A 21,238-nucleotide genomic window follows, 5' to 3' on the forward strand; every position below is an offset into this window, starting at 1 on the left:
TCAGGCCGGGCTGGCGGTGCGCCGCGCCGCGGCCTCCAGCCGCATCACCTTCCACGCGCACAGGGTCCCCGCCACCGCGAGCAGCGCCGCCAGCGCGAACATCGTGCGGTAGCCGAAAGCCTGCGCCACCGCGCCGCCCAGCAGCACGCCGAGCACGCCGCCGAAGCCGTAGCCGATGACGGTGAACAGGGCCTGGCCGCGCCCGCGCAGCCGGCCCGGGAAACGGCGCGACACCACGGCGATGCAGGTGGTGTGGTGGGCCGCGAAGCTCAGCGCATGCAGCCACTGCGCGACGACCAGCGCGGCGATCCAGCCGCCGAGGCCGGCGGTCAGGCCCAGCCGTGCGACGGCCGCGATGCCGCACAGCAGCATCCAGCGCGGCATCGGCAGCAGGCCGATCAGCCGGCCCTGCAGGAAGAACCAGACGATCTCGGCCACCACCGACAGCGCCCACAGCAGGCCGATGGTGCTCTTGCCGTAGCCGAGCGAATCGAGGTAGAGCGAGAAGAAGGCGTACACCGAGAAGTGCGACATCACCTGGAAGAACAGCGCGGCGAAGAACCACTGCACGACGCGGTTGCGCAGCACCGGGCCGATGGGCTCGCCGGGCGCGTCGTGCGCGGCCACGGGCTCGCGGCTGTCGGGCAGGCGCAGGGTGGCGAACAGCACCAGCGCCAGGGTGCCGGCGGCCCAGGCCGGGAAGTGCTTCATGCCGAAGCGGTCGAACCACTCGCCCGCGACGAACACCGTGACCAGGAAGCCGGCCGAGCCGCACAGCCGGATGCGCCCGTAGCGGCCCCAGTCGCCGGCCACGAGGTGCGCCATGGCGGCCTCGGTCAGCGACATCATCGAGCTGGTGTGGGTGAACATCAAAAGCAGCACCAGTGCCAGCCACCAGGGGCCGCCGCTCCACCACAGGCCGAAGGAACTGAGCAGCGCGATCGCGGCGCTGATGCGCAGCAGCAGCACGCGCTGGCCCGTGTGGTCGCTGAGCGCGCCCCAGGCATAGGGCGCGAACACGCGCGTGACCGACTGCACCGAGGCCAGCAGGCTGATGGTGAAGATCGGCAACCCCTGGTCCTTGAGCCACAGCGGCAGGTAGGGGTTGAAGAAGCCGATGTGCGCGAAGTAGCTGGCCGACAGGCCAGCGAACGCCAACAGGTGGCCGCGCCCGGCGGCCACTGGAGGCGGCGTCGACACTAGAGGAAGGACGCCTGCGGCGACGTGGCCTGGGTCTTCTCGTTGTCGCCCTGCACGTCACCGCATTGGGCGCGGTGGCGCAGCGCATGGTCCATCACGACCAGCGCGAGCAGCGCCTCGGCGATCGGCGTCGCGCGGATGCCCACGCAGGGGTCGTGGCGGCCCTTGGTGACCACCTCGACCGGGTTGTTGTTCACGTCGATCGACTGGCGCGGGCTGATGATCGAGCTGGTGGGCTTGATCGCGATGCTGACCTCGAGGTCCTGCCCCGAGCTGATGCCGCCGAGGATGCCGCCCGCGTTGTTGCCGAGGAAGCCGGTCGGCGTGATCGAGTCGCCATGGGTGGTGCCGCGCTGCGTCACGCTGTCCCAGCCGGCGCCGATCTCGACCGCCTTCACGGCATTGAGGCCCATCATCGCGTAGGCGATGTCGGCATCGAGCTTGTCGTAGAGCGGCTCGCCGAGGCCGACGGGCACGCGCGTGGCCGTCACGCGCACGCGCGCGCCGCAGGAGTCGCCGGCCTTGCGCAGCCGGTCCATGTAGTCCTCGAGCGCGCTCACGTCGGCGATCGGCGCGAAGAAAGGATTGTTCGGCACGTGGTCCCAGCTCTCGAAGGGGATCGCGATCTCGCCGATCTGCGTCATGCAGCCGCGGAACACCATGCCGTACTTCTCGGCCAGCCACTTCTTGGCGACCGCGCCGGCCGCGACCGTGGGCGCGGTGAGCCGGGCCGAGGAGCGCCCGCCGCCTCGCGGATCGCGGATGCCGTACTTCTTGTGGTACGTGAAGTCGGCGTGGCCCGGGCGGAACTGCTGGGCGATCTGGCCGTAGTCCTTGCTGCGCTGGTCGGTGTTCTGGATCAGCAGCGCGATCGGGGTGCCGGTGGTCTTGCCCTCGTACACGCCCGAAAGGATCTGCACCGCGTCGGGCTCGTTGCGCTGGGTGACGTGGCGGCTGGTGCCGGGACGGCGGCGGTCGAGGTCGGCCTGGATGTCGGCTTCGCTGAGCGCCATGCCCGGGGGGCAGCCGTCGATCACGCAACCGATGGCCGGGCCGTGGGATTCCCCGAAATTGGTGACCGCGAAGAGATGTCCGAAGGTGTTGCCGCTCATGGGCGGGGATTATCCCCCGCAATGCGGGGCCGGGCGGCGCGGCGCCCGAATGCCCGAGGGCAATGCCCGCGCGGCCTATTCGGTCGCGCCCTCGAGCCGACGCGCCAGCGCGCCGAGCTGCAGCTCGATCGAGAACAGCCGCTCGTTGAGCACCGCGGTCTGCAGCCGGATCGCCTCGACGATCGCGCGGGTCTGCGGATCGGGCGTGTTGTCGACCAGCTCCGCGAGGTCGTGCAGCTTCTTGCGCAGTTCGTTGCTCATGGGCGCTCCGTGGGTTTCGTTCGGTGACTGACGCGGCCAGTATGGGCCCGGCCCGGGCTCAGGGCAACGCATCGGCCGCGGCGGGCCGGGTTTGTCCCGAGCGCCGCATGACCACGGCCAGCAGCGCCGCGATGGCCAGCAGCACCACCACGCCGATGCCGGCCATCAGGTGCAGGCCGCGCAGCAGCGCCGTGCGCGCATCGGCCAGCAGCTCGGCACCGGCCGCACCGCCGAGCTGCCCCGCGAGCGCCACGGCACCGCCGAGCGTGCTGCGCGCGGCCTCGACCGCGGCGGCGTCGCCGAGCGACGCGGGCACGGCGTCGACCATCATCGCGCGATAGACCGCCGCGCCCACGCTGCCGAGAATCGCGATGCCCAGCGCGCCGCCGAATTCGGAACTGGTTTCCGAGATCGCCGAGGCCACGCCCGCGCGCTCGGGCGGCGCGCTGCCGACGACCAGGTCGGTCGACAGCGTGAACACCACCGCCAGCCCGAGCGAGGACACGACCATGCTGCCCACCAGCAGCGCCAGGCCGCCCTGCACCGGCAGCGCGATCAGCAGCGCGAAGCCCAGCGCTGCGACCACCAGTCCGCCGGTCATCGCATGCACCGGCCGCACGCGCCGCGTGAGCGCGGGCGCGGCCATCGAGCCGACGATGAAGGCGCCCGCGCTGGGCACGCTCCACAGGCCGGCCTGCAGCGGCGACAGCCCCAGCACCATCTGCAGGTACTGCGCCTCGTAGAGGAACAGCCCGAACATCACGAAGCACGACAGCATGTAGGCACCCAGCGCCACGCTGAAGGCCGGCGCGCGGAACAGCCGCAGGTCGATCATCGGATCGGCCAGCCGCCGCTGCCGCCGCACGAACAGCCAGCCGATGGACAGCCCCACCGCGATGGCGGCGAGCGACAGCGCGCTCGCGCCGTGCTCGGCCGTCTGCTTCACGCCGTAGATGGCGGGCAGCACCGCGCCCAGCGACAGGGCCACGCTCGCGAGGTCGAGCCGCGCGGCGGCGGGGTCGCGGTACTCGGGCAGCAGCACGGGGCCGAGCACCAGCAGCAGCACCATCACGGGCACGCCGACCAGGAACACCGAGCCCCACCAGAAGTACTCGAGCAGCACGCCGCCGACCACCGGGCCGATTACCGCGCCCGCCGAGAAGCTCGAGATCCAGACCCCGATGGCCAGCGTGCGCTGACGCGGGTCGAGGAACATGTTGCGGATCAGCGAGAGCGTGGACGGCGCCAGTGTCGCGCCGGCCACGCCGAGCAGCGCGCGGGTGGCGATCAGCATGTTGGCGCTGCTCGAGAAGGCCGCGAGCACCGAGGCCAGCCCGAAGGCCACGGCGCCGATCAGCAGCAGCCGGCGCCGCCCGATGCGGTCGCCCAGCGTGCCCATGGTGACCAGCAGGCCCGCGACCAGGAAGCCGTAGATGTCGACGATCCACAGCAGCTGCGCCGCCGTGGGCTTGAGCGCCTCGCTGATCGCGGGGATCGCGAGGTTCAGCACCGTGAGGTCCATCGAATAGAGCATGCACGGCAGCGCGATGACGGCCAGGCCGGTCCATTCGCGCACCGTGGCGCGCGGCGGGGCGGCGCCGGTCATCGGCCGCCGTCCGCCAGCCAGCGCTCGAGCCGCACCATCGAACCGGCCCAGCCGTGTTCGTGGCCCTCGCGCGCGGCCTGGTCGAAGAACTGCTCGTGCAGCAATTCGAGCGCGCAGCCGGTGCCGGCCGCGTCGGGTTCGATGCGCACCGTGACGCGCGATTCGCGCTCGGGCGTGCTGCGCCAGGCCCAGCTGAAGACCAGCCGGCGCTGCGGCACGATCTCGAGGTAGGTGCCGCTGACGTCGTGCGTCTCGCCGTCGGCCGCGAGCATCGCCACGCGGAAGCGCCCGCCCACGCGCAGGTCGACCTCGGCATGCGGCACCGAGACGATCTCCTCGGGGCCGAACCAGTGCCTCAGCGCCTGCGGGTCGGTCCACGCGCGCCAGACCTTGTCGGGCGCGACGGCGTAGTGGCGGCGGAGGGTGAGGGAGGGACGTCCGGTGTCGGGGCTGGCAGGTTGCGCCATTCGGTTTGCTCCTGGTGGTAGAGAAAGCGCGCCAAGGCATCGAGGCGCCCGGTCCAGAACTTCTCGTAGCGCGACAGCCACACGGCGGCCTCCTGCATCGGCCGCGGCGAGAGCTCGCAGCGCACGACCCGGCCTTCCTTCGTGCGCGAGATCAGCCCCGCGTCCTCGAGCACGCGCAGGTGCTTCATGAAGCCCGTGAGCGACATCGCATGCGGCGCGGCCAGCTCGGTCACGCTGAGGCTGCGCTCGCCCAGGGTCTCGAGCACCGCGCGGCGCGTCGAGTCGGCGAGCGCGGCGAACACGGCATCGAGGGCAACGGGCGCGGGCGGCGCGGCGGCATCTGAGTGAACCATGCGGTTGAGTATCTGGAGCCGGCGTGCCAGCGTCAAGGCGTGGGGATATCGCGGCCGGCCGCGGGAACGCTTTATGCGTGCTGCGGCGCAGCATCCCCACTCGCCGCCAAGGAGCTTCCATGCTGGACCGTACCGCCACCCAGTTCTCCCACGTCAAACCGGGCGACACCGAGTTCGTCTCGGGCGGACTGCGCGACTTCTTCCTCTACCGCGACCTCGGCGTGGCCGCCGCCACCAACGGCAAGGTGATCGCGCACCTCGTCAAGGCCAACATGGCACCGGAAGCGGGCACCGGCTGGCATCGCCACGAGGCCGACTTCCAGATCGTGATCATGGTCAAGGGCTGGGCCCGCTTCATGTACGAGGACAAGGAAACCCTGGTCGAGGCCGGCGACGTGGTGCACCAGCGCCCGGGCATCCGGCACTTCCTGTTCGACTACTCGCCCGACATGGAGTACCTGGAGATCGTCTCGCCGGCCGACTTCAAGAGCGTGGATGTCGAGCCGGTGTGCGAGATCCCGGCGCCCACGCCCTGGCCCTGAGCCGCCGCGAACCGGCTTTCGCTGCCGTCCTACGGACAGCGTTCCGGCCTGCCCGATAGACTGCGCCCTCGTCTCGCAAAACCGATAACAACCGAGGAGAGAGAGCATGAGGATCCCCATGGCCCGCCTGTCGGCGGGCGTCCTGTTCGCGTTCGCCGTCCTGGCCGCCGGCCCCGCCGCCGCCGCGCCGCCTTCCAATCCACCCAGTTCCGCCGCCGTGCCGGCCAACTCGCTCGAAGCCGAGCAGGAGGCCGCCTTCAAGGCCGCGCGCGCGGTGCAGAAGACCGGCCCGGCCGACATCGCGCTGCGCGACCAGGCCCACCTGAAGCTGCCGCCGGGCTACGTCTGGGTGCCCACGCCGGCCGCGGCGCAGCTCATGCGCAGCATGGGCAACCGGGTCGACGACAGCTTCATCGGCGCGGTCTTCCCGAACAACGACGCCGACTGGTTCGCCGTGGTGAAGTTCGTCAAGGAGGGCTACATCAAGGACGACGACGCCAAGGACTGGAACGCCGACGACCTGCTCAAGAGCCTCAAGGAAGGCACCGAGGCCGCGAACGAGGAGCGCGCCAAGCGCGGCATCCCCGCGATCGAGGTCACGGGCTGGGCGCAGAAGCCGCAGTACGACGCCTCGGTGCACCGCCTCGTGTGGTCGGCGCTGTCGAAGCACAAGGACGAGGCCTCGGGCAGCCAGGGCGTCAACTACAACACCTATGCGCTGGGACGCGAGGGCTACATCAGCCTGAACCTCGTGACCAACGCCAACGACCTCGAGAAGTACAAGCCCGACGCGACCCAGCTGCTGGCGGCGCTGCAGTACGACGACGGCAAGCGCTACGCCGACTTCGACGCCTCCACCGACAAGGTCGCTGCCTATGGCCTCGCGGCGCTGGTGGCGGGCGCGGCGGTCAAGAAGCTCGGCCTGTTCGCGGTGATCGCGGCCTTCCTGGCCAAGTTCGCCAAGATCATCGCGGTGGCCGTGGGCGGCGCGCTGTGGGGCGCGGGCAAGCTGTTCCGCCGCAAGGAGAAGGCGCCGGTGGCGAGCGAAACGCCGGCCGGCGGGCTGCCGCCGACGAATCCGCCCGCGGCCTGAGCGCGCGCGGGCCGTGGTCAAGCTGCTGCTCCTGCTGCTGAGCGCGGGCAAGCTCGGCAAGCTGCTGCTCACCGGCGGCACCATGCTGCTGTCGGTGGTCGCCTATGCCTTCGTCTTCGGCTGGCGCTACGCGGCGGGCTTCGTGGCGCTGATCTTCATCCACGAGATGGGCCACTTCCTCGCGGCGCGCCAGCGCGGCCTCGATGTGGGCGCGCCCACCTTCATTCCCTTCGTGGGCGCCTGGATCGAGCTCAAGGACCAGCCGCGCGACGTCGAGACCGAGGCCTGGGTGGGCTTCGCGGGCCCGCTGCTCGGCAGCCTGGCCTCGCTGGCCTGCTATTTCCTCGCGCGCGAGAGCGACAGCCGGCTGCTGCTGGCGCTCGCCTACGCGGGCTTCTTCATCAACCTGTTCAACCTGATCCCTCTGTCGCCCTTCGACGGCGGCCGCATCACCGCGGTGCTCACGCCGCGCATCTGGCTGCTCGGGGTGCCGGTGCTGATCGCCCTCTTCTTCTGGCGGCCGAGCCCGATGCTGGTGCTGGTGGCCGTGCTGGCGGCGCCGCAGGTCATGCGGGCCTGGAAGTACGACCCCGAGGACCCGGCCAACCGCCAGTACTACGCGGTGTCGGCCGAGACGCGGCTGACCTACGCCGTCTACTACATCGGGCTGGTGGCCTTTCTCGCGGTGATGGTGCACGACACGCACGAGATGCTCGGGGCGGCGCGCCTGCCGGGCGGCTGAACGCCGCCGCGCCTCAGGGCGCGCCGAAACGCGGCGCGCGCTTCTGCAGGAAGGCCGCCACGCCCTCGCGCGCATCGGCGCTGCCGGCGCGCTCGCGCAGCAGGCGGTGCTCGAGCGCCAGGTGCGCCTCGAGCGTGCGGCCCGGCGCATCGGCGCACAGCGCCTTGATCGCGGCGAAGGAGCCGGGCGCGCCCGCGGCCAGCCGCCGCGCCAGTGCCTCGCCGGCCGCGGCCAGTTCGGCGTCGGGATGCAGCGCATCGACCGCGCCGACCGCGAGGCAGCGCTGGCTGTCGATGGGGTCGCTGAGCATCAGCCACTGCTGCGCGCGCAACGCCCCGATCCGCCGCGCGAGGAACCACGAGCTGCCCGCGTCGGGCGACAGGCCGATGGCCGCGTAGCCGGTGCGCAGCCTCATCGACTCGGCCGCGAGCACGAAGTCGCCGGCCAGCGCGAGCCCCACGCCCGCGCCGCCGACCGCGCCGTTGAGCACGGTGATCAGCGGTGCCGGACCGTTCACCAGCCGCAGCAGCGCCGGATGCAGGGGATCGAGGATCTCATCGACCAGCGCGGGCAGGTCTTCTCCGGCCGCGACGAACTCCTCGATGTCGCCACCGGCGCAGAACACCCGGCCCTCGCCGGTCAGCAGCACCACGCGCGGCGCGGCCGCCAGCAGCTCGTCGATCGCGCGCACCAGCGCACGGCTGCTCGCGGCGCCGATCGCGTTGGCGCGCTCGGGACGGCGCAGCACGATGCGGCCGATGCCCTCCTCCACCGACCAGTCGATGCCCTGCTCGAGCGGCATCTCAGATGCCCGTGAGGCCGCCGGTGCACATCAGCGTCTGGCCGCTGACGTAGTCCGACTCGGGAATGCACAGCAGGTAGACCGCGCCGGCCGCCTCCTCGGGCGTGCCGCCGCGGCCCAGCGGAATGGTCTGCTCCATCATCGACAGCAGCCCGGGGTTGATGCCGACCTTGATCTCGCGGCCGTCGATGTGGGCGGTGGTCGCATCGGCCGCGCTCGCGGTCAGGCGGGTCTGGATGAAGCCGAAGGCCACGCAGTTGACGGTGACGTTCATGCGCCCCCACTCCTTGGCCAGCGTCTGCGTCATGCCGACGATGCCGGCCTTGGCGGTCGCGTAGTTGGCCTGGCCCGCGTTGCCGAACAGCCCGGCCACCGAGGAGATGTTGACCACCTTGCGCACGTTGCGCCGGCCGGCCTCGGTCTCGGTCTTCGAGAGCTGGCGGATCACCGGCTGCGCCGCGCGCAGGATGCGGAACGGCGCCGTCAGGTGCACGTCGAGCATGGCGTACCACTGCTCGTCGGTCATCTTCTGCACCACACTGTCCCAGGTGTAGCCGGCGTTGTTGACGATGATGTCGAGGCCCTGGAATTCGCTGACCGCGGTGCCGACGAAGCGTTCGGCGAAATCGGGCGCGGCCACGCTGCCGTTGCAGGCCACGGCCTGGCCGCCGGCGGCGCGGATGGCCTGCACGGTCTCCTCCGCGGGGCCGGCATCGAGGTCGTTGACCACCACGCGCGCGCCCTCCGAGGCGAGCTTGAGCGCGATCGAGCGGCCGATGCCGCGGCCCGAGCCGGTGATGAGGGCGACCTTGCCTTCGAGTCTGGATGTCATGTCTGGATGTCTTTCTTCGTTGCCGATCCCTAGGCCAGCGCCACCAGCGCCTCGCCCGCGATGCGCACCTGGCCATGCTGGTTGGTGCTGCTGACTTCGACGCGCACGCAGCGCTCGCCGTCGCGCTCGAGCTTCTCGACCACGCGGCCCGTGCAGCGCACCGCATGGCCCAGGTGGGTCAGGCCCTGGAAGCGCACGTCGAAGCGGCGCAGTTGCGACTGCGGCGCCCACTGCGTGAGCAGCCGGCCGAGCCAGGCCATGCCCAGCATCCCCTGCGCGAACACGTCGGGCATGCCGGCGCGGCGCGCGAAGTCGATGTCGATGTGGATCGGGTTGTGGTCGCCCGAGGCGCCCGCGAACAGCGCGAGCGTGGTGCGGTCGACCGGCGGCAGTTGCAGCGGCGGCAGTTCGTCGCCGACCTGCACGGTGTCGTGGTTGGGTGCGGTCATGGGGTTCCTCGGGCTCAATGCCGGCAGACGATCACGGTGCGCAGCTCGGCCACCAGTTCGTCGCGCTGGTTGGTGGCGCGCGAGCTCTTCACCACGAACTCGAGCGCGCCGTTCTTCTTGTCGTAGATGTCGGTGATGGTCGAGCGCACCGTCACGGTGTCGCCCGCGCAGGCCGCGCGGTGGTAGCTGAAGCCCTGCTCGCCGTGCAGCAGCTTGGCCAGCGGGATTCCCAGGTCGGCCAGCAGCTGGCTGGACGCGCCCGAGTCGAGCTCGGCCGCGAACAGGAAGGTGGGCGGCGCGGGCAGGTCGGCATAACCGGCATCGCGCGCGGCCGCGGGGTCGGTGTAGACCGGATCGGTCTCGCCGATCGCCTTGGCGAAGAACTGCAGCCGCGTGCGCTCCAGCGGCAGCACCGAGGGCGGCAGCGCATGGCCGATCCATTTCCTGTCGATCATGGCGAGGTCTCTTTCTTCAGACGCGTTCGTAGAGCGTGACCACGCAGGCGCCGCCCAGGCCCAGGTTGTGCTGCAGCGCGAGCCGCGCGCCCTCCACCTGTCGCTTGTCGGCCGTGCCGCGCAGCTGCTGGACCAGCTCGGTGCATTGCGCGAGGCCGGTCGCGCCCAGCGGATGGCCCTTGGACAGCAGGCCGCCCGAGGGGTTGGTGACGACCTTGCCGCCGTAGGTGTTGTCGCCGTCGAGCACGAACTTCTCGGCGCCGCCCTCGGGGCACAGGCCCAGCGCCTCGTAGCTGATGAGCTCGTTGTGCGCGAAGCAGTCGTGCAGCTCGACCACGTCGATGTCCTGCGGGCCGACGCCCGCGGCCTCGTAGACCTTCTGCGCCGCCTCGCGCGCCATGCTGAAGCCGACCACCTCGCGCATGTCGCGCGCCTCGAAGCTCACCGGGCGGTCGGTGGTCATGGCCTGGGCCTTGATGCGCACGCTGCGGTCCAGGCCGTGGCGCTGTGCGAACGCGGCCGAACAGATGATCGCGGCGGCCGCGCCGCAGGTCGGCGGGCAGGCCATCAGCCGCGTCATCACGCCGGGCCACATCACGGGCGTGGCCAGCACCTCGTCCTCGGTCACGACGGTGCGGAACAGCGCCACCGGGTTGTTCGATGCATGGCGGCTGGCCTTGGCGCGGATCTTCGCGAAGGTCGACAGCTGCGTGCCGTACTGCTGCATGTGGGCCAGGCCCGCGCCGCCGAAGTAGCGCAGCGCCAGCGGCACCTGTTCGTTGCCGACCAGCTCGTCGGTGATGGACTCGAAGCGGTCGAAGGGGCTGGGCCGGTCGTTGAACACCGCGCCGAGCGCGCCCGGGCTCATGTGCTCGAAGCCAAGCGCGAGCACGCAATCGGCCGCGCCGCTGGCCACGGCCTGGCGCGCGAGGAACAGCGCGGTCGAGCCGGTCGAGCAGTTGTTGTTGACGTTGACCACGGGGATGCCGGTCATGCCGACCTCGTAGAGCGCGCGCTGGCCGGCGGTGGAGTCGCCGTAGACATAGCCCACGTAGGCCTGCTGCACCTGCTCGTAGCCGATGCCGGCATCGGCCAGCGCCGCGTTGAGGGCCTGCGCCGCCATCTGCGGATAGGGAAGGTTCGCGCCGGGCTTGGTGAAGGGGATCATGCCGACGCCGACGACATGCACATCCTGGGTCATGGGAATTCCTCTCGGGGTGTTGAAACGAAAACGAAGAGATCAGGCGATCGCGCGCTGGCGATCCTTCCAGAACGGCTCGCGCAGCTTGGTCTTGAGCACCTTGCCGGCGCCCGAGAGCGGCAGCGCCTCGACCACCGCCACACTGCGCGGGCACTTGTAGCCCGCGATCAGGGTCTTGCAGTGCGCGATCAGCTCGTCGGCCGTGACCGGCTGTCCCGGCTTGGCGACCAGCACCGCGTGCACGGCCTCGCCCCATTCCTCGCTCGGGATGCCGATGACCGCGCAGGCCGCGACCGCCGGATGCTGGGCGATGGCATTCTCCACCTCGGCCGAGTAGATGTTCTCGCCGCCGCTGATGATCATGTCCTTCATGCGGTCGACCACGAAGATGAAGCCGTCGTCGTCCATGTAGGCGCCGTCGCCGGTGTGCATCCAGCCCTCGCGCACCGCGGCGGCCGTCTGCTCGGGCTTGTTCCAGTAGCCGAGCATCACGTTCGGCCCGCGCACCGCCACCTCGCCCACCGTGCCGCGCGGCACCTCGGCGCCCTCGGCATCGACGATGCGCACCTCCATGCAGAAGCTCGCGCGGCCGGCCGAGCGCAGCTTGCCGGCCTTGCGGCCCTCGACCGTGTGGTACCAGGCGGGGTTGATGGTGGCGATCGGCGACAGCTCGGTCATGCCATAGGCCTGCACGAAGTCCACGCCCGGCAGCGCCGCCATCGCGCGGTTGAGCACGGCCTCGGAGATCGGCGATGCGCCGTAGGCGATGCCGCGCAGGCTGCCGAGCTCGCGCGGCCTGTCGCGCATGGCGGGATGGTCGACCAGCATCTGGATCATGGTCGGCACCAGCAGCGTGTGGCTCACGCGCTCGCGCTCGATCGCGTCGAGCACCGCCTCGGGGCTGAACATCGGGATCACCACGTGCGTGTTGCCCTGGAACCAGTGCGGCCCCGAGATGCCCATGTCGGCCAGGTGGAACATCGGCGCCGCGTGCAGGTAGCAGCCCTCGGCCGGCGCCATGCCCTCGGCCTGCGCGGTCAGCGCCGAAGCGCAGAGGTTGGCGTGGCTCAGCATCACGCCCTTCGGAAAACCCGTGGTGCCGCCGGTGTAGAAGATGCCGGCGAGGTCGTCGCCATGGCGGTAGGCGTCGGGCACGGGCGCCGCGCTGTCGAGCAGCGCCTCGTAGCCGAGCATGCCCGCGGGGACCGCGCCGTCGCCGCAGTAGATCAGCTCGCGCAGGGTGGTGGACTGGCCGCGCAGCTGCTCGGCGGCGGCACGGAAGGCTTCGTCGACCAGCAGGATCTGCGAGCCGGAGTCCTCGAGCGAATAGAGGATCTCGGCCGGCGACCAGCGGATGTTGCAGGGATTGAGCACGCCGCCGCCCCAGGGCACGGCCATCTGGTATTCGAGGTAGCGGTCGGAGTTGAGCGACAGCATCGCGACCCGGTCGCCGTTCTTCATGCCGAGCTTCTGCAGCGCGCCGGCCAGCCGCGCGATGCGCTCGCCGAAGGTGCGGAAGCTGGTGCTGCGGCTGCCGAAGCGCACCGCGGTCTTGTCCGGTTTCTGCTGCATCGCGCGGTGCAGCGCCTGGGTCAGGTACATGGTGGCTCGTCTCCTAATCGTTGGTCTTGTCGTCACGCCTTTGCAGGTCTTTTTCTGGCGTGAGCGCATGGTAGAAATCCGGGCCCGGGCCGGCGATTGCGCTTCGCGTCGTTCGCATTGCAGAAAACGTCAATCGACGGCCCGCCGTGTCCCGTGTACGGTCGAATCGCCCTCCTCCATGCTGCAACCGCCCGTTACCATCCCGATCGCCTTCGTCGAAGGCATGCTCTCCGGCATCCGCGCCCGCGGCGCCGCCGCGCCCATCGACATCGATCGGGCGCTGGAAGACGCGGGCGTGCCGCCGCCGCTGCTGGCCGAGCCGGGCGCGCGCGTCACGGCCGAGCAGTACGTGGCGCTGTTCGCGCTGCTGATGGACCGGCTCGACGACGAGTCGCTGTGCTTCCTCACGCGCCGGATGCGCCGCGGCAGCCTGGCGCTGATCGCGCGCTCCACGCTCGGCGCCCCCGATTTCGGCCATGCGCTGCGCCGCGTGGCCCACACCTTCAGCCTGCTGCAGGACGACCTGCGGCTGGTGCTGCTGCGCGAGGGCGAACTCGCGGGCTTCGGCATCGCGATCGAGAACTCGGCGATCGGCCACCAGAACTTCCTGCACGAGCTGATGCTGCGCGTGTACTGGCGCCTGCTGGCCTGGCTGCATGGCGGACGGCTGGCGGCGCGGCGCTTCGACTTCGGCTTCGCGCTGCCGCCCTACGCGGCCGGCTATGCCAAGGTGTTCCCGGGCACCTTGCGCTTCGGCCAGCCCTGCTCGGCCGTGTGGTTCGACGCCGAGGCACTGCGCACGCCAATGCACCGCGACGCGCATGCGATCCGCGACTTCCTCGCGGCCTCGCCCGGCAACGTGATCCTGCCGCGGCTGGCCGAGCAGCCCCTCAGCGCCCGGGTGCGCGAGATCCTGCAGCAGAAGCGCCCGGCCTGGGCCGACCTCGCGACCGTGGCCGCCTGCCTGCACATGTCGGTCAGCACCCTGCAGCGCCACCTGGCGACCGAGAGCACTTCGTTCCAGGCGCTCAAGGACCAGCTGCGGCGCGACGTGGCGATCGTGCGGCTGGCCACCAGCGCGGTGCCGCTGGCGGCGCTGGCCGCCGAACTGGGTTTTGCCGACAGCGCCGCCTTCCAGCGCGCCTTCAAGACCTGGACCGGCGGCGCGCCGGGCTCGTACCGGCGCCGCGTGGCCGCGGCGGGCGGCGGCGATTCCCTGCCGGCGCCCTGAGTTTTCAGAAGGTTCCGGAACCACCGCAAGGCCCGGGCGACAATCGCCCCATGCCTCCCACCTCCGACCTGCCCCCGCTCAACCGCCAGTTCGTCGCCCATTTCGGCGAGATGGGCAGCAAGTGGGGCATCAACCGCACCGTCGGCCAGATCTACGCGCTGATCTTCCTCTCGGAACGTCCGCTCAATGCCGACGAGATCGCCGAGCTGCTCGAGTTCTCGCGCTCCAACGTGAGCATGGGCCTCAAGGAGCTGCAGGCCTGGCGCCTGGTGCGCCTGCGCCACCAGCCCGGCGATCGGCGCGAATACTTCGAGGCGCCGTCGGACGTGTGGGAGATCTTCCGCGTGCTGGCCGAGGAGCGCCGCCGCCGCGAGATCGAACCCACGCTCTCGATGCTGCGCAACGCCCTGCTCGAGTCGCCCCACAGCGAGGCCGAGCGCCATGCGCAGGAGCGCATGCGCGAGATGCACGACCTGATCGACCGGCTGATGAAGTGGTTCGACGACGTGCAGCGGCTGTCGCCCGAGACCGCGATGCAGCTCATGGGCATGGGCTCGACCGTGACCAAGGTGCTGACGCTCAAGGACCGGATCACGGGGGGTGCATCGAGGAAGAAGAAGCCTGCGACAGATTGAGGCTGTCGAATACGGGGACAAGGACGCGAAGGACGCAAAGATTCCGCGAAGGTCGCGAAAGAAGACATTTGAAATTTCTTCCTTGACCCTTTTGCGTTCTTCGCGAAACCTTCGCGCCCTCTGCGTCCGGCTGTCCGCTTTCAGAGCCTTTCCTGCCCCTCCGGCGTTTCAGGCATCTCGAATTTCTCCTTGCGGATGGCGTCGTCGGCCATCAGCTCGAACCACATCGCGTTGAGCACCGCGAAGGCGGCCGCCAGCGGCAGGCCGAGGAACCAGGCGAAGTACCACATCGTTCTTTTCCTTCCTTGCAATCAGTACGCGTGACCGCGTTCCTCGCGGATCGCCTTCTCGTCGACCTTGCCCCACAGCACGTGGTAGACCCAGGTCGTGTACGCCACGATCAGCGGGATGAAGATGGCCGTGACCACCAGCATGATGAACAGCGTGAGGTGGCTCGAGGACGAGTCCCACACGGTGAGGCTGGCGCGCGGATCGATGGAGGACGGCAGGATGAACGGGAACATCGAGGCGCCCACGCTCAGGATGATGCCGGCGATGCCGAGCGCGCCGGCCAGCAGCGCGAGCAGTTCGCGCCGCAGCGCGAGCCCGACCAGTGCCAGCAGCGCGCCCGCGAAGCCGGCCACCGGCGCGGCCAGGGTCCACGGGTGGGCCGCGTAGTTCGCGAACCAGGCACCGGCCTGCAGCTCGACCGACTTGAGCAACGGGTTCGAGGGCCCCACGGTATCGACCACGCTGGTGATGCGGTAGCCGCCGACGGCCGAGGCCATCCAGAAGCCCGCCGCCGCGTAGAGCACGATGGTGGCGGCGGCCGAGACCATGCCGTAGCGACGCGAGCGCTCGGCCACGGGCCCGGCGGTCTTCAGCTGCAGCCAGGCCGCGCCGTGCATCGCCATCATCGCCACCGACACCAGTCCGCACAGCAGCGCGAAGGGGTTCAGCAGGCCGAGGAAGCTGCCGTCGTAGTGGATGTGCATGTCGGTCGCGAAGCGGAACGGCACGCCCTGCAGCACGTTGCCCACCGCCACGCCGAAGATCAGCGCGGGCACCAGCCCGCTGAAGAACAGCACGCCGTCCCAGCGCGCGCGCCATTGCGGCGACTCGCGCTTGCTGCGGAACTTGAAGGCCACCGGTCGCAGGATCAGCGCCGAGAGCACGACGAACATCGCGAGGTAGAAGCCCGAGAACGAGACCGCGTAGAGCTGCGGCCAGGCCGCGAACACGGCACCGCCGCCGAGGATCAGCCAGACCTGGTTGCCTTCCCAGACCGGGCCCACGCTGTTGATGACGAGCCGGCGCTCGACGTCGTTGCGCGCCGCGAACGGCAGCAGCATGCCGCTGCCGAGGTCGAAGCCGTCGGTGACGGCGAAGCCGACCAGCAGCACGCCGATCAGCGCCCACCAGATGAAGCGCAGGGTGTCGTAGTCGAGGAGTGTGTGGAGGATCATGCGGCGCTCCCGGTGGTCGAAACGGCGTGGGCGGGCGGGACGTGCGAACGCGCATCGCCCTCGTCGGGCGAGTGCTCGGCGACCGGCCCCTTGCGGATCGCCTTGACCATCAGCTTGAGCTCGATGACCAGCAGCACGGTGTAGATGGCGACGAAGCCCGCGAGCGTGAACAGCACCGACTTGATGCCGATGTTCGAGACCGCCACCGCGGTCGGCAGCACGCCCTCGATCACCCAGGGCTGGCGGCCGAACTCGGCCACCAGCCAGCCGGCCTCGGCGGCGATCCATGGCAGCGGAATCGCGAGCACCGCGGCCTTGAGCAGCCAGCGATGGCGGTCCAGCGTGCGGCGCGCCGACAGCACGAAGAAGGTGCCGGTCAGAAGGATCAGCAGCATGCCGATGCCCACCATGATGCGGAACAGCCAGAACAGCGGCGCCACCTGCGGCACCGTGTCCCAGGCCGCCTTGGCGATCTGCTCGTCGGTGGCCTGGCGCGGGTCGTCCACGTAGCGCTTGAGCAGCAGCGCATAGCCCATGTCGACGCCGTTGTTCTCGAAGGCGTCGCGCACGCCCTGCGTGACCGGCTTGCCGCCGGCCTCGCGGATCTTCTGCAGCGCGTCGTAGGCCTTGATGCCCTCGCGGATGCGCGCCTCGGCGCGCTTCACGAGTTCGTCGATGCCCGGGATCACGGTGCTGAGCGAGCGCGTGCCGATCAACCCCATCACGCCCGGGATGTGGATCGCGTAGTGGGTCTCGCGCGCGGCCTGGTCGGGAAAGCCGAAGGCGGTGAAGGCCGCGGGCGCGGGCTGGGTCTCCCACATGGCCTCGATGGCCGCGAGCTTCATCTTCTGGTGCTCGGTCGAGAGGTAGCCGCTCTCGTCGCCCAGCACCACCACCGACAGCGAGGCCGCGAGGCCGAAGGAGGCGGCCACCGTCATCGAGCGCTTGGCGAGCTCGATGTGGCGGCCCTTGAGCAGGTACCAGGCCGAGATGCCCAGCACGAACACCGCCGCGCAGACATAGCCGGCCGACACTGTGTGCACGAACTTGGCCTGCGCCACGGGGTTGGTCAGCACGGCGGCGAAATCGGTGACCTCCATGCGCATGGTCTGCGGATTGAAGGCCGCGCCCACCGGGTTCTGCATCCAGCCGTTAGCGATCAGGATCCACAGCGCCGAGAAGTTGGAGCCGATGGCCACGGCCCAGGTGGTGGCGAGGTGGCCGACCTTGGAGAGCCGGTCCCAGCCGAAGAAGAACAGGCCGACGAAGGTCGCCTCCATGAAGAAAGCCATCAGGCCCTCGATGGCCAGCGGCGCGCCGAAGATGTCGCCGACGTAGTGGCTGTAGTAGCTCCAGTTCATGCCGAACTGGAACTCCATCACCACGCCGGTGGCGACGCCCATCGCGAAATTGATGCCGAACAGCACGCCCCAGAATTTCGTCATGTCGCGCCAGATCACGCGGCCCGTCATGACGTAGACGGTCTCCATGATCGCGATGACGACCGAGAGGCCCAGCGTCAACGGGACGAAGAGGAAGTGGTAGAGCGCCGTGACGGCGAATTGAAGTCGCGACAAGGCGACGATGTCGAGATCCATGATGGCTTCCTTTGTGTTCCCTGTGTTCTTCGTGGTGGGGTGGTTGGCGTTGCTTCGGTGTCGTTCAATCGGCGCGCAGTTGCCGCAGCGCGTGCTCGAAGGCCTCGCTGCCGCGCCGCAGGTCGGCGGCTATGCGGCCGTCCTCGATGCGCAGCAGCCGGTCGGCGAGCGCGGCCTCGCGGCGCAGATGGGTGGCGATCACGAGCGTGCGGCCCTCGGCGTGGCGCGCGAGGCGCTGCAGCACGTCGTGCGCGACCCCGGCGTCGAGCGCCTCGGTGGGCTCGTCGAGCAGCCACAGCGGTACCGGGCGCAGGAAGAGGCGCGCGAGCGCGAGGCGGCGCGACTGGCCGCCCGAGAGGCCGAGGCCGCCTTCGCCGAGGCGCGTGGACAGACCGGCCGACAGATCGCGCACGTCGTCGGCCAGGCCCGCGGCCTGCAGCACGGCCCACAGTTGTTCGTCGTTCGCGGCGGGATCGGCCAGCCGCAGGTTGTCGCGCAGCGTGTCCTCGAACAGTTCGGTGCGCTGAGTCAGCAGGCAGCACGGCTGCGCGGCCACCTCGCCGCGGCGCGGCGCGAGCTCGCCCGCGATCACCGAGAGCAGCGTCGACTTGCCGCTGCCGCTGGGGCCGACGATGGCGACGCGCTCGCCTTCGGCGATGGTCAACGACAGGTCTTCGAGCGCGGGCACGGCGCTGGCGCGATGGAAGGCCTCGATGGCCACGAGGCGCAGCGCGAGCGATGCGTCCTCCGGAAGCCGGGACACTGTGAGCGCATCGTCCTGCGCCATGCGCGGCGCCAGGCGACGCACCGCGAGCCAGGTGCGGCCCGCATCGAGCGCGCCACGACGCAGCGCGGCGAAAGGTTCGAGCGCGGTGAGCGCCACGAGCAGCGCGAGCGCCGCGGCGGGTGCGCCGATCGCGCCCTCGCCCACCAGCGCCGCCACCGCGAGCAGCACGGCCACCAGCGTGAGCGTGCCCGCGCCGCCATAGGCCAGGCCGGCCGTGCTCTCGAGACGGTTGAGCGCGAGGTCGGCGCGCGCCAGCCGGCGGTCGGCCGCGGCCAGCGCCTCGCGCTGCGCATCGAGGCGGCCGGCCATCGCGAGCTCGGTCTGGCCGGCCACCAGGTCGGCCGCGCGCTCGCGCAGCGTCTCGATGGCGCGCGCGCGCCGCAGGGCGGGACGCCGCGCGCGGCGCGACACCGCGAAGGCCAGGCCCCAGCCCACGGCCACGAGCCAGGCCGCGAGCGCCGCGCCCATCGCGGCCTGCATCGTGCCGAGCACCACGCCGGCCAGCAATGCGGCGCCGAGTGCGGCGGCGGCGGGCACCAGCAGGCGCAGGTAGAGCGATTCGAGCGCATCGATGTCGCTCGTGAGCCGGAACAGCAGGCGCGCCGGACGCAGCGCCAGCGCGCGCGCCGCCTCGGCCCGCGCCCAGCCGCGGAACAGCCGCACGCGCAGCGCGGCCAGCGCGCCGAAGGTGGCGTCGTGCGTGACCAGCCGCTCGCCGTAGCGCGAGGCGGTGCGGCCCAGCGCCAGCAGCCGGATGCCGGCCGAGGGCGCGAACACGTCGAAGGTGAAGGCCGTGGCCGCATGCAGGCCCGCGAGCGCGGTGGCGGTGATGAACCAGCCCGAGAGCCCGAGCAACGCCATGCCCGTGAGCACGGTCACCGCGGCCAGCAGCGCGCCCCAGCGCAAGGCGCGCGACTGGGCCGCGAAGAAGGGGCGCAGCACCAGGCGCAGCTCGCCGGCGTGACGGTGCGTGTTCGGCTTCATGCGGCCTTCTCCGCGGCATCGGCGCCGAGCTGCACGACGCGGTCCAGGCGCGCGGCCAGCGCGGGGTCGTGCGTCGCGACGATCATGGTGCGGCCGCGCGCGAGCGCGAGCAGCGCATCGGCCACGCGCCGCGCGGTCTCGGTGTCGAGGTGGGCGGTGGGCTCGTCGACCAACAGCAGATCGGCCTGCGGATGGACCGCGATGCGCGCCAGCGCGAGGCGCACGGCCTCGCCGCCCGACAGGCCCAGGCCGCCCTCGCCCAGCGCCGCGCCCGGATGCGCCTGCGCGACAGGCTCGAGCTGTGCGAAGCGCATCGCGGCCTCGACGCTGCCCGCGTCGAGCGCGCGGCCCAGCGCGACATTGGCGGCGACAGGGCCCGCGAACACGTGCGGCTTCTGGCCCATCCAGCCGATGCGCGCGCGCAGCGCGGCGGCCGTGCGGTCGTTCATCGGCACGCCGCCGATCAGGATCTCGCCCTGCTGCGCCGGCACCAGGCCCGCGAGCAGCGACAGCAGCGCGGTCTTGCCGGCACCGCTGGCGCCGGCCAGCGCGATGTGCTCGCCCGCGGCGATGCGCAGCTCGCAGCCTTCGAACACGCGGCGCGATTCGCCGGGCCATGCGAAATGCAGGTCGTGCACGACCACCGAGGGCGCGGCGTTCGAAGGCTGCATCGAGACCACGTGCACGTCCGGCGCGTGGGCGCCCGGCAGCGGCAGCGCCTCGCGCCGCAGGCCCTCGAGCGCTTCGAGCGCGGCCTCGCCCGCCGCGCGGTCGTGCCACACGGCCGAGAGTTCGCGCAGCGGTTCGAAGAAGGCCGGCGCGAGCAGCAGCACGAACAGGCCCTGGCCCAGGCTCAGCGGCCCGTTCCAGGTGCCGAAGCCCAGCGTGCCCAGCAGGTGGAAGCCGATGTAGACCGCCACCATCGCCACGCCCAGCGCCGAGAACAGCTCGAGCACGGCCGAGGACAGGAAGGCGATGCGCAGCACGGCCATGGTGCGTTCGCGCAGCGACTGCGCCGAGTCGGCGAGCCGCGCCGCCGTGGCATCGACCGCGCCGAGCGCGCGCAGGGTCGCGAGGCCGCGCAGGCGATCGAGCAGGAAGGCGTTCATGCCGCCCATCTGCACCATCTGCGCCTCGCTGGCCGCCTTGGCGCGCCAGCCGACGATGGCCATGAACAGCGGGATCAGCGGCGCCGCGAACAGCAGCACCAGCGCCGCCACCCAGGTCTGGCTCGCGACCGCGGCGAGGATCGCGAGCGGCACCACGGTGGCGCGCCAGCGCGCGGGCTGGTAGCGCACCAGGTAGGGCACCAGCGCCTCGGCCTGCTCGGCCAGCGCGCTCGCGGCCTGGCCCGAGGGCACGCGGCCGCGATCGAGCGGCGAGGCACCGGCCAGTGCTTCCGCGGCCTGGGCGCGCAAGTCCGAGAGCCGAGTGCGTGCCCGAGCGAAGGTGCGCCGCGCGCCCCAGGCTTCGCAGGCGGCACGCAGCCAGCCGAACAAGAGGATGCCGAGCGCGGGCCACAGCACCGCGGCCAGCCCGCCGCCATCGATCCCGTCGGCCAGCGCCTGCACCGCCCAGGCCAGCAGCGCCGCCTGCGGCAGCCACAACAGCGCGGCCGCGCCCTGCACCACGCCACCGATCTCCGGCCGGGCCAGGGCACGCAGGGGTCGACGGTGGGCGGAAGGGTTCATCTGTTTTTGATTTCGTGAATTTTCAGTATTTACTGAAATTTCCACAATGATACCGAAAACCTGACCGGACAGCGAGCACGGCGAAGCCTGCCCGCTTCGCCGGGCAGGCGCAAGTCAACGAAGGAACGC

22 protein-coding genes are annotated in these 21,238 nt (G+C 71.0%); 5 read left to right on the forward strand and 17 right to left on the reverse strand.

The annotated features are described in order from the left end of the window. From INQ48_20060 to INQ48_20085, 6 genes are all read right to left on the reverse strand, one after another. Positions 1–1,200, reverse strand: a complete 1,200-nt coding sequence (locus INQ48_20060; GenBank protein QRF55672.1) for an MFS transporter — start codon at positions 1,198–1,200, stop codon at positions 1–3. Then, entirely contained in the window at positions 1,200–2,312 is a 1,113-nt protein-coding gene (gene aroC, locus INQ48_20065; GenBank protein ID QRF55673.1) for a chorismate synthase, read from the reverse strand. Before aroC ends, INQ48_20060 begins: the two co-directional genes overlap by 1 nt. A 75-nt stretch (positions 2,313–2,387) precedes the next feature. After that, a complete protein-coding gene (locus INQ48_20070; GenBank protein ID QRF55674.1) occupies positions 2,388–2,573 on the reverse strand; it encodes a hypothetical protein in 186 nt (61 codons plus the stop codon). 58 nt (positions 2,574–2,631) lie between these two features. Beyond that, positions 2,632–4,179, reverse strand: coding sequence for an MFS transporter (locus INQ48_20075; GenBank protein ID QRF55675.1), 1,548 nt, complete (start codon positions 4,177–4,179; stop codon positions 2,632–2,634). Continuing rightward, positions 4,176–4,646, reverse strand: coding sequence for an SRPBCC domain-containing protein (locus INQ48_20080; GenBank protein ID QRF55676.1), 471 nt, complete (start codon positions 4,644–4,646; stop codon positions 4,176–4,178). The genes INQ48_20075 and INQ48_20080 overlap by 4 nt, the downstream gene beginning before the upstream one ends. Further along, positions 4,535–4,999, reverse strand: coding sequence for a helix-turn-helix transcriptional regulator (locus tag INQ48_20085; GenBank protein ID QRF55677.1), 465 nt, complete (start codon positions 4,997–4,999; stop codon positions 4,535–4,537). The genes INQ48_20080 and INQ48_20085 overlap by 112 nt, the downstream gene beginning before the upstream one ends. Positions 5,000–5,118: 119 nt before the next feature. On the opposite strand from INQ48_20085, the gene INQ48_20090 reads away from it, so the two are divergent. From INQ48_20090 to INQ48_20100, 3 genes are all read left to right on the forward strand, one after another. Then, on the forward strand, positions 5,119–5,541 hold the full coding sequence (locus tag INQ48_20090) for a cupin domain-containing protein (protein ID QRF55678.1): 423 nt from the start codon (positions 5,119–5,121) through the stop codon (positions 5,539–5,541). A gap of 106 nt (positions 5,542–5,647) precedes the next feature. After that, entirely contained in the window at positions 5,648–6,634 is a 987-nt protein-coding gene (locus INQ48_20095; protein ID QRF55679.1) for a DUF2167 domain-containing protein, read from the forward strand. 13 nt (positions 6,635–6,647) lie between these two features. After that, positions 6,648–7,376 (forward strand): site-2 protease family protein, encoded by a 729-nt coding sequence (locus INQ48_20100; protein ID QRF55680.1) that lies wholly within the window; start codon positions 6,648–6,650, stop codon positions 7,374–7,376. A gap of 13 nt (positions 7,377–7,389) precedes the next feature. On the opposite strand, the gene INQ48_20105 is transcribed toward INQ48_20100, so the two are convergent. The 6 genes from INQ48_20105 to INQ48_20130 are packed head-to-tail and all read right to left on the reverse strand — an operon-like array spanning position 7,390 to position 12,717. Further along, entirely contained in the window at positions 7,390–8,178 is a 789-nt protein-coding gene (locus tag INQ48_20105; protein ID QRF55681.1) for an enoyl-CoA hydratase/isomerase family protein, read from the reverse strand. Between the two features lies 1 nt (position 8,179). Further along, on the reverse strand, positions 8,180–9,010 hold the full coding sequence (locus INQ48_20110; protein QRF55682.1) for an SDR family oxidoreductase: 831 nt from the start codon (positions 9,008–9,010) through the stop codon (positions 8,180–8,182). Between the two features lie 29 nt (positions 9,011–9,039). Then, positions 9,040–9,459: a MaoC family dehydratase gene (locus tag INQ48_20115; protein QRF55683.1), complete on the reverse strand. Its 420-nt coding sequence runs from the start codon at positions 9,457–9,459 to the stop codon at positions 9,040–9,042. A 14-nt stretch (positions 9,460–9,473) separates the two neighbouring features. Further along, positions 9,474–9,914, reverse strand: coding sequence for a MaoC family dehydratase N-terminal domain-containing protein (locus tag INQ48_20120; GenBank protein ID QRF55684.1), 441 nt, complete (start codon positions 9,912–9,914; stop codon positions 9,474–9,476). Between the two features lie 16 nt (positions 9,915–9,930). Further along, positions 9,931–11,115, reverse strand: coding sequence for a lipid-transfer protein (locus INQ48_20125; GenBank protein ID QRF55685.1), 1,185 nt, complete (start codon positions 11,113–11,115; stop codon positions 9,931–9,933). A gap of 39 nt (positions 11,116–11,154) precedes the next feature. Beyond that, positions 11,155–12,717, reverse strand: coding sequence for a long-chain-fatty-acid--CoA ligase (locus tag INQ48_20130; protein QRF55686.1), 1,563 nt, complete (start codon positions 12,715–12,717; stop codon positions 11,155–11,157). A gap of 178 nt (positions 12,718–12,895) precedes the next feature. Between INQ48_20130 and INQ48_20135 the strand changes: the two genes are divergently transcribed. Together INQ48_20135 and INQ48_20140 are read left to right on the forward strand one after the other, a co-directional pair. Further along, entirely contained in the window at positions 12,896–13,948 is a 1,053-nt protein-coding gene (locus INQ48_20135; protein ID QRF55687.1) for an AraC family transcriptional regulator, read from the forward strand. 50 nt (positions 13,949–13,998) lie between these two features. Then, positions 13,999–14,583 carry a GbsR/MarR family transcriptional regulator gene (locus INQ48_20140; GenBank protein ID QRF55688.1) on the forward strand — a complete coding sequence of 195 codons (585 nt, stop codon included), beginning with the start codon at positions 13,999–14,001 and terminating at the stop codon, positions 14,581–14,583. A gap of 140 nt (positions 14,584–14,723) precedes the next feature. Here the strand turns inward: INQ48_20140 and cydX are convergent, their stop codons facing one another. The 5 genes from cydX to cydD form a co-directional block, all read right to left on the reverse strand. Continuing rightward, positions 14,724–14,873: a cytochrome bd-I oxidase subunit CydX gene (cydX, locus tag INQ48_20145; protein ID QRF55689.1), complete on the reverse strand. Its 150-nt coding sequence runs from the start codon at positions 14,871–14,873 to the stop codon at positions 14,724–14,726. A 21-nt stretch (positions 14,874–14,894) separates the two neighbouring features. Next, complete coding sequence (cydB, locus tag INQ48_20150; GenBank protein QRF55690.1) at positions 14,895–16,049, reverse strand: cytochrome d ubiquinol oxidase subunit II; 1,155 nt, start codon at positions 16,047–16,049, stop codon at positions 14,895–14,897. Next, the gene (locus INQ48_20155; protein QRF55691.1) at positions 16,046–17,647 is read right to left on the reverse strand and encodes a cytochrome ubiquinol oxidase subunit I; all 1,602 of its coding nucleotides are present in this window, start codon (positions 17,645–17,647) and stop codon (positions 16,046–16,048) included. Before INQ48_20155 ends, cydB begins: the two co-directional genes overlap by 4 nt. Positions 17,648–17,711: 64 nt before the next feature. Further along, positions 17,712–19,418 carry an ATP-binding cassette domain-containing protein gene (locus INQ48_20160; protein ID QRF55692.1) on the reverse strand — a complete coding sequence of 569 codons (1,707 nt, stop codon included), beginning with the start codon at positions 19,416–19,418 and terminating at the stop codon, positions 17,712–17,714. Next, positions 19,415–21,109, reverse strand: a complete 1,695-nt coding sequence (gene cydD / locus INQ48_20165) for a thiol reductant ABC exporter subunit CydD (protein QRF55693.1) — start codon at positions 21,107–21,109, stop codon at positions 19,415–19,417. The genes INQ48_20160 and cydD overlap by 4 nt, the downstream gene beginning before the upstream one ends. Positions 21,110–21,238: the final 129 nt, after the last annotated feature.

The sequence above is a fragment of the Variovorax paradoxus genome (assembly GCA_016806145.1).
In the GTDB taxonomy this organism is placed as follows: Bacteria; Pseudomonadota; Gammaproteobacteria; order Burkholderiales; family Burkholderiaceae_C; genus Variovorax.

Excerpts from the sequence above, each read along its gene's own strand:
- INQ48_20095 (QRF55679.1), top strand. The coding sequence starts at position 5,648 with ATGAGGATCCCCATGGCCCGCCTGTCGGCGGGCGTCCTGTTCGCGTTC.
- INQ48_20075 (QRF55675.1), bottom strand. The coding sequence starts at position 4,179 with ATGACCGGCGCCGCCCCGCCGCGCGCCACGGTGCGCGAATGGACCGGC.
- aroC (QRF55673.1), bottom strand. The coding sequence starts at position 2,312 with ATGAGCGGCAACACCTTCGGACATCTCTTCGCGGTCACCAATTTCGGG.
- INQ48_20160 (QRF55692.1), bottom strand. The coding sequence starts at position 19,418 with ATGAAGCCGAACACGCACCGTCACGCCGGCGAGCTGCGCCTGGTGCTG.
- cydB (QRF55690.1), bottom strand. The coding sequence starts at position 16,049 with ATGATCCTCCACACACTCCTCGACTACGACACCCTGCGCTTCATCTGG.
- INQ48_20125 (QRF55685.1), bottom strand. The coding sequence starts at position 11,115 with ATGACCCAGGATGTGCATGTCGTCGGCGTCGGCATGATCCCCTTCACC.
- INQ48_20080 (QRF55676.1), bottom strand. The coding sequence starts at position 4,646 with ATGGCGCAACCTGCCAGCCCCGACACCGGACGTCCCTCCCTCACCCTC.
- INQ48_20140 (QRF55688.1), top strand. The coding sequence starts at position 13,999 with ATGCCTCCCACCTCCGACCTGCCCCCGCTCAACCGCCAGTTCGTCGCC.
- INQ48_20120 (QRF55684.1), bottom strand. The coding sequence starts at position 9,914 with ATGATCGACAGGAAATGGATCGGCCATGCGCTGCCGCCCTCGGTGCTG.
- INQ48_20110 (QRF55682.1), bottom strand. The coding sequence starts at position 9,010 with ATGACATCCAGACTCGAAGGCAAGGTCGCCCTCATCACCGGCTCGGGC.
- INQ48_20155 (QRF55691.1), bottom strand. The coding sequence starts at position 17,647 with ATGGATCTCGACATCGTCGCCTTGTCGCGACTTCAATTCGCCGTCACG.
- INQ48_20085 (QRF55677.1), bottom strand. The coding sequence starts at position 4,999 with ATGGTTCACTCAGATGCCGCCGCGCCGCCCGCGCCCGTTGCCCTCGAT.
- INQ48_20130 (QRF55686.1), bottom strand. The coding sequence starts at position 12,717 with ATGTACCTGACCCAGGCGCTGCACCGCGCGATGCAGCAGAAACCGGAC.
- INQ48_20115 (QRF55683.1), bottom strand. The coding sequence starts at position 9,459 with ATGACCGCACCCAACCACGACACCGTGCAGGTCGGCGACGAACTGCCG.
- cydX (QRF55689.1), bottom strand. The coding sequence starts at position 14,873 with ATGTGGTACTTCGCCTGGTTCCTCGGCCTGCCGCTGGCGGCCGCCTTC.
- cydD (QRF55693.1), bottom strand. The coding sequence starts at position 21,109 with ATGAACCCTTCCGCCCACCGTCGACCCCTGCGTGCCCTGGCCCGGCCG.
- INQ48_20135 (QRF55687.1), top strand. The coding sequence starts at position 12,896 with ATGCTGCAACCGCCCGTTACCATCCCGATCGCCTTCGTCGAAGGCATG.
- INQ48_20070 (QRF55674.1), bottom strand. The coding sequence starts at position 2,573 with ATGAGCAACGAACTGCGCAAGAAGCTGCACGACCTCGCGGAGCTGGTC.
- INQ48_20090 (QRF55678.1), top strand. The coding sequence starts at position 5,119 with ATGCTGGACCGTACCGCCACCCAGTTCTCCCACGTCAAACCGGGCGAC.
- INQ48_20105 (QRF55681.1), bottom strand. The coding sequence starts at position 8,178 with ATGCCGCTCGAGCAGGGCATCGACTGGTCGGTGGAGGAGGGCATCGGC.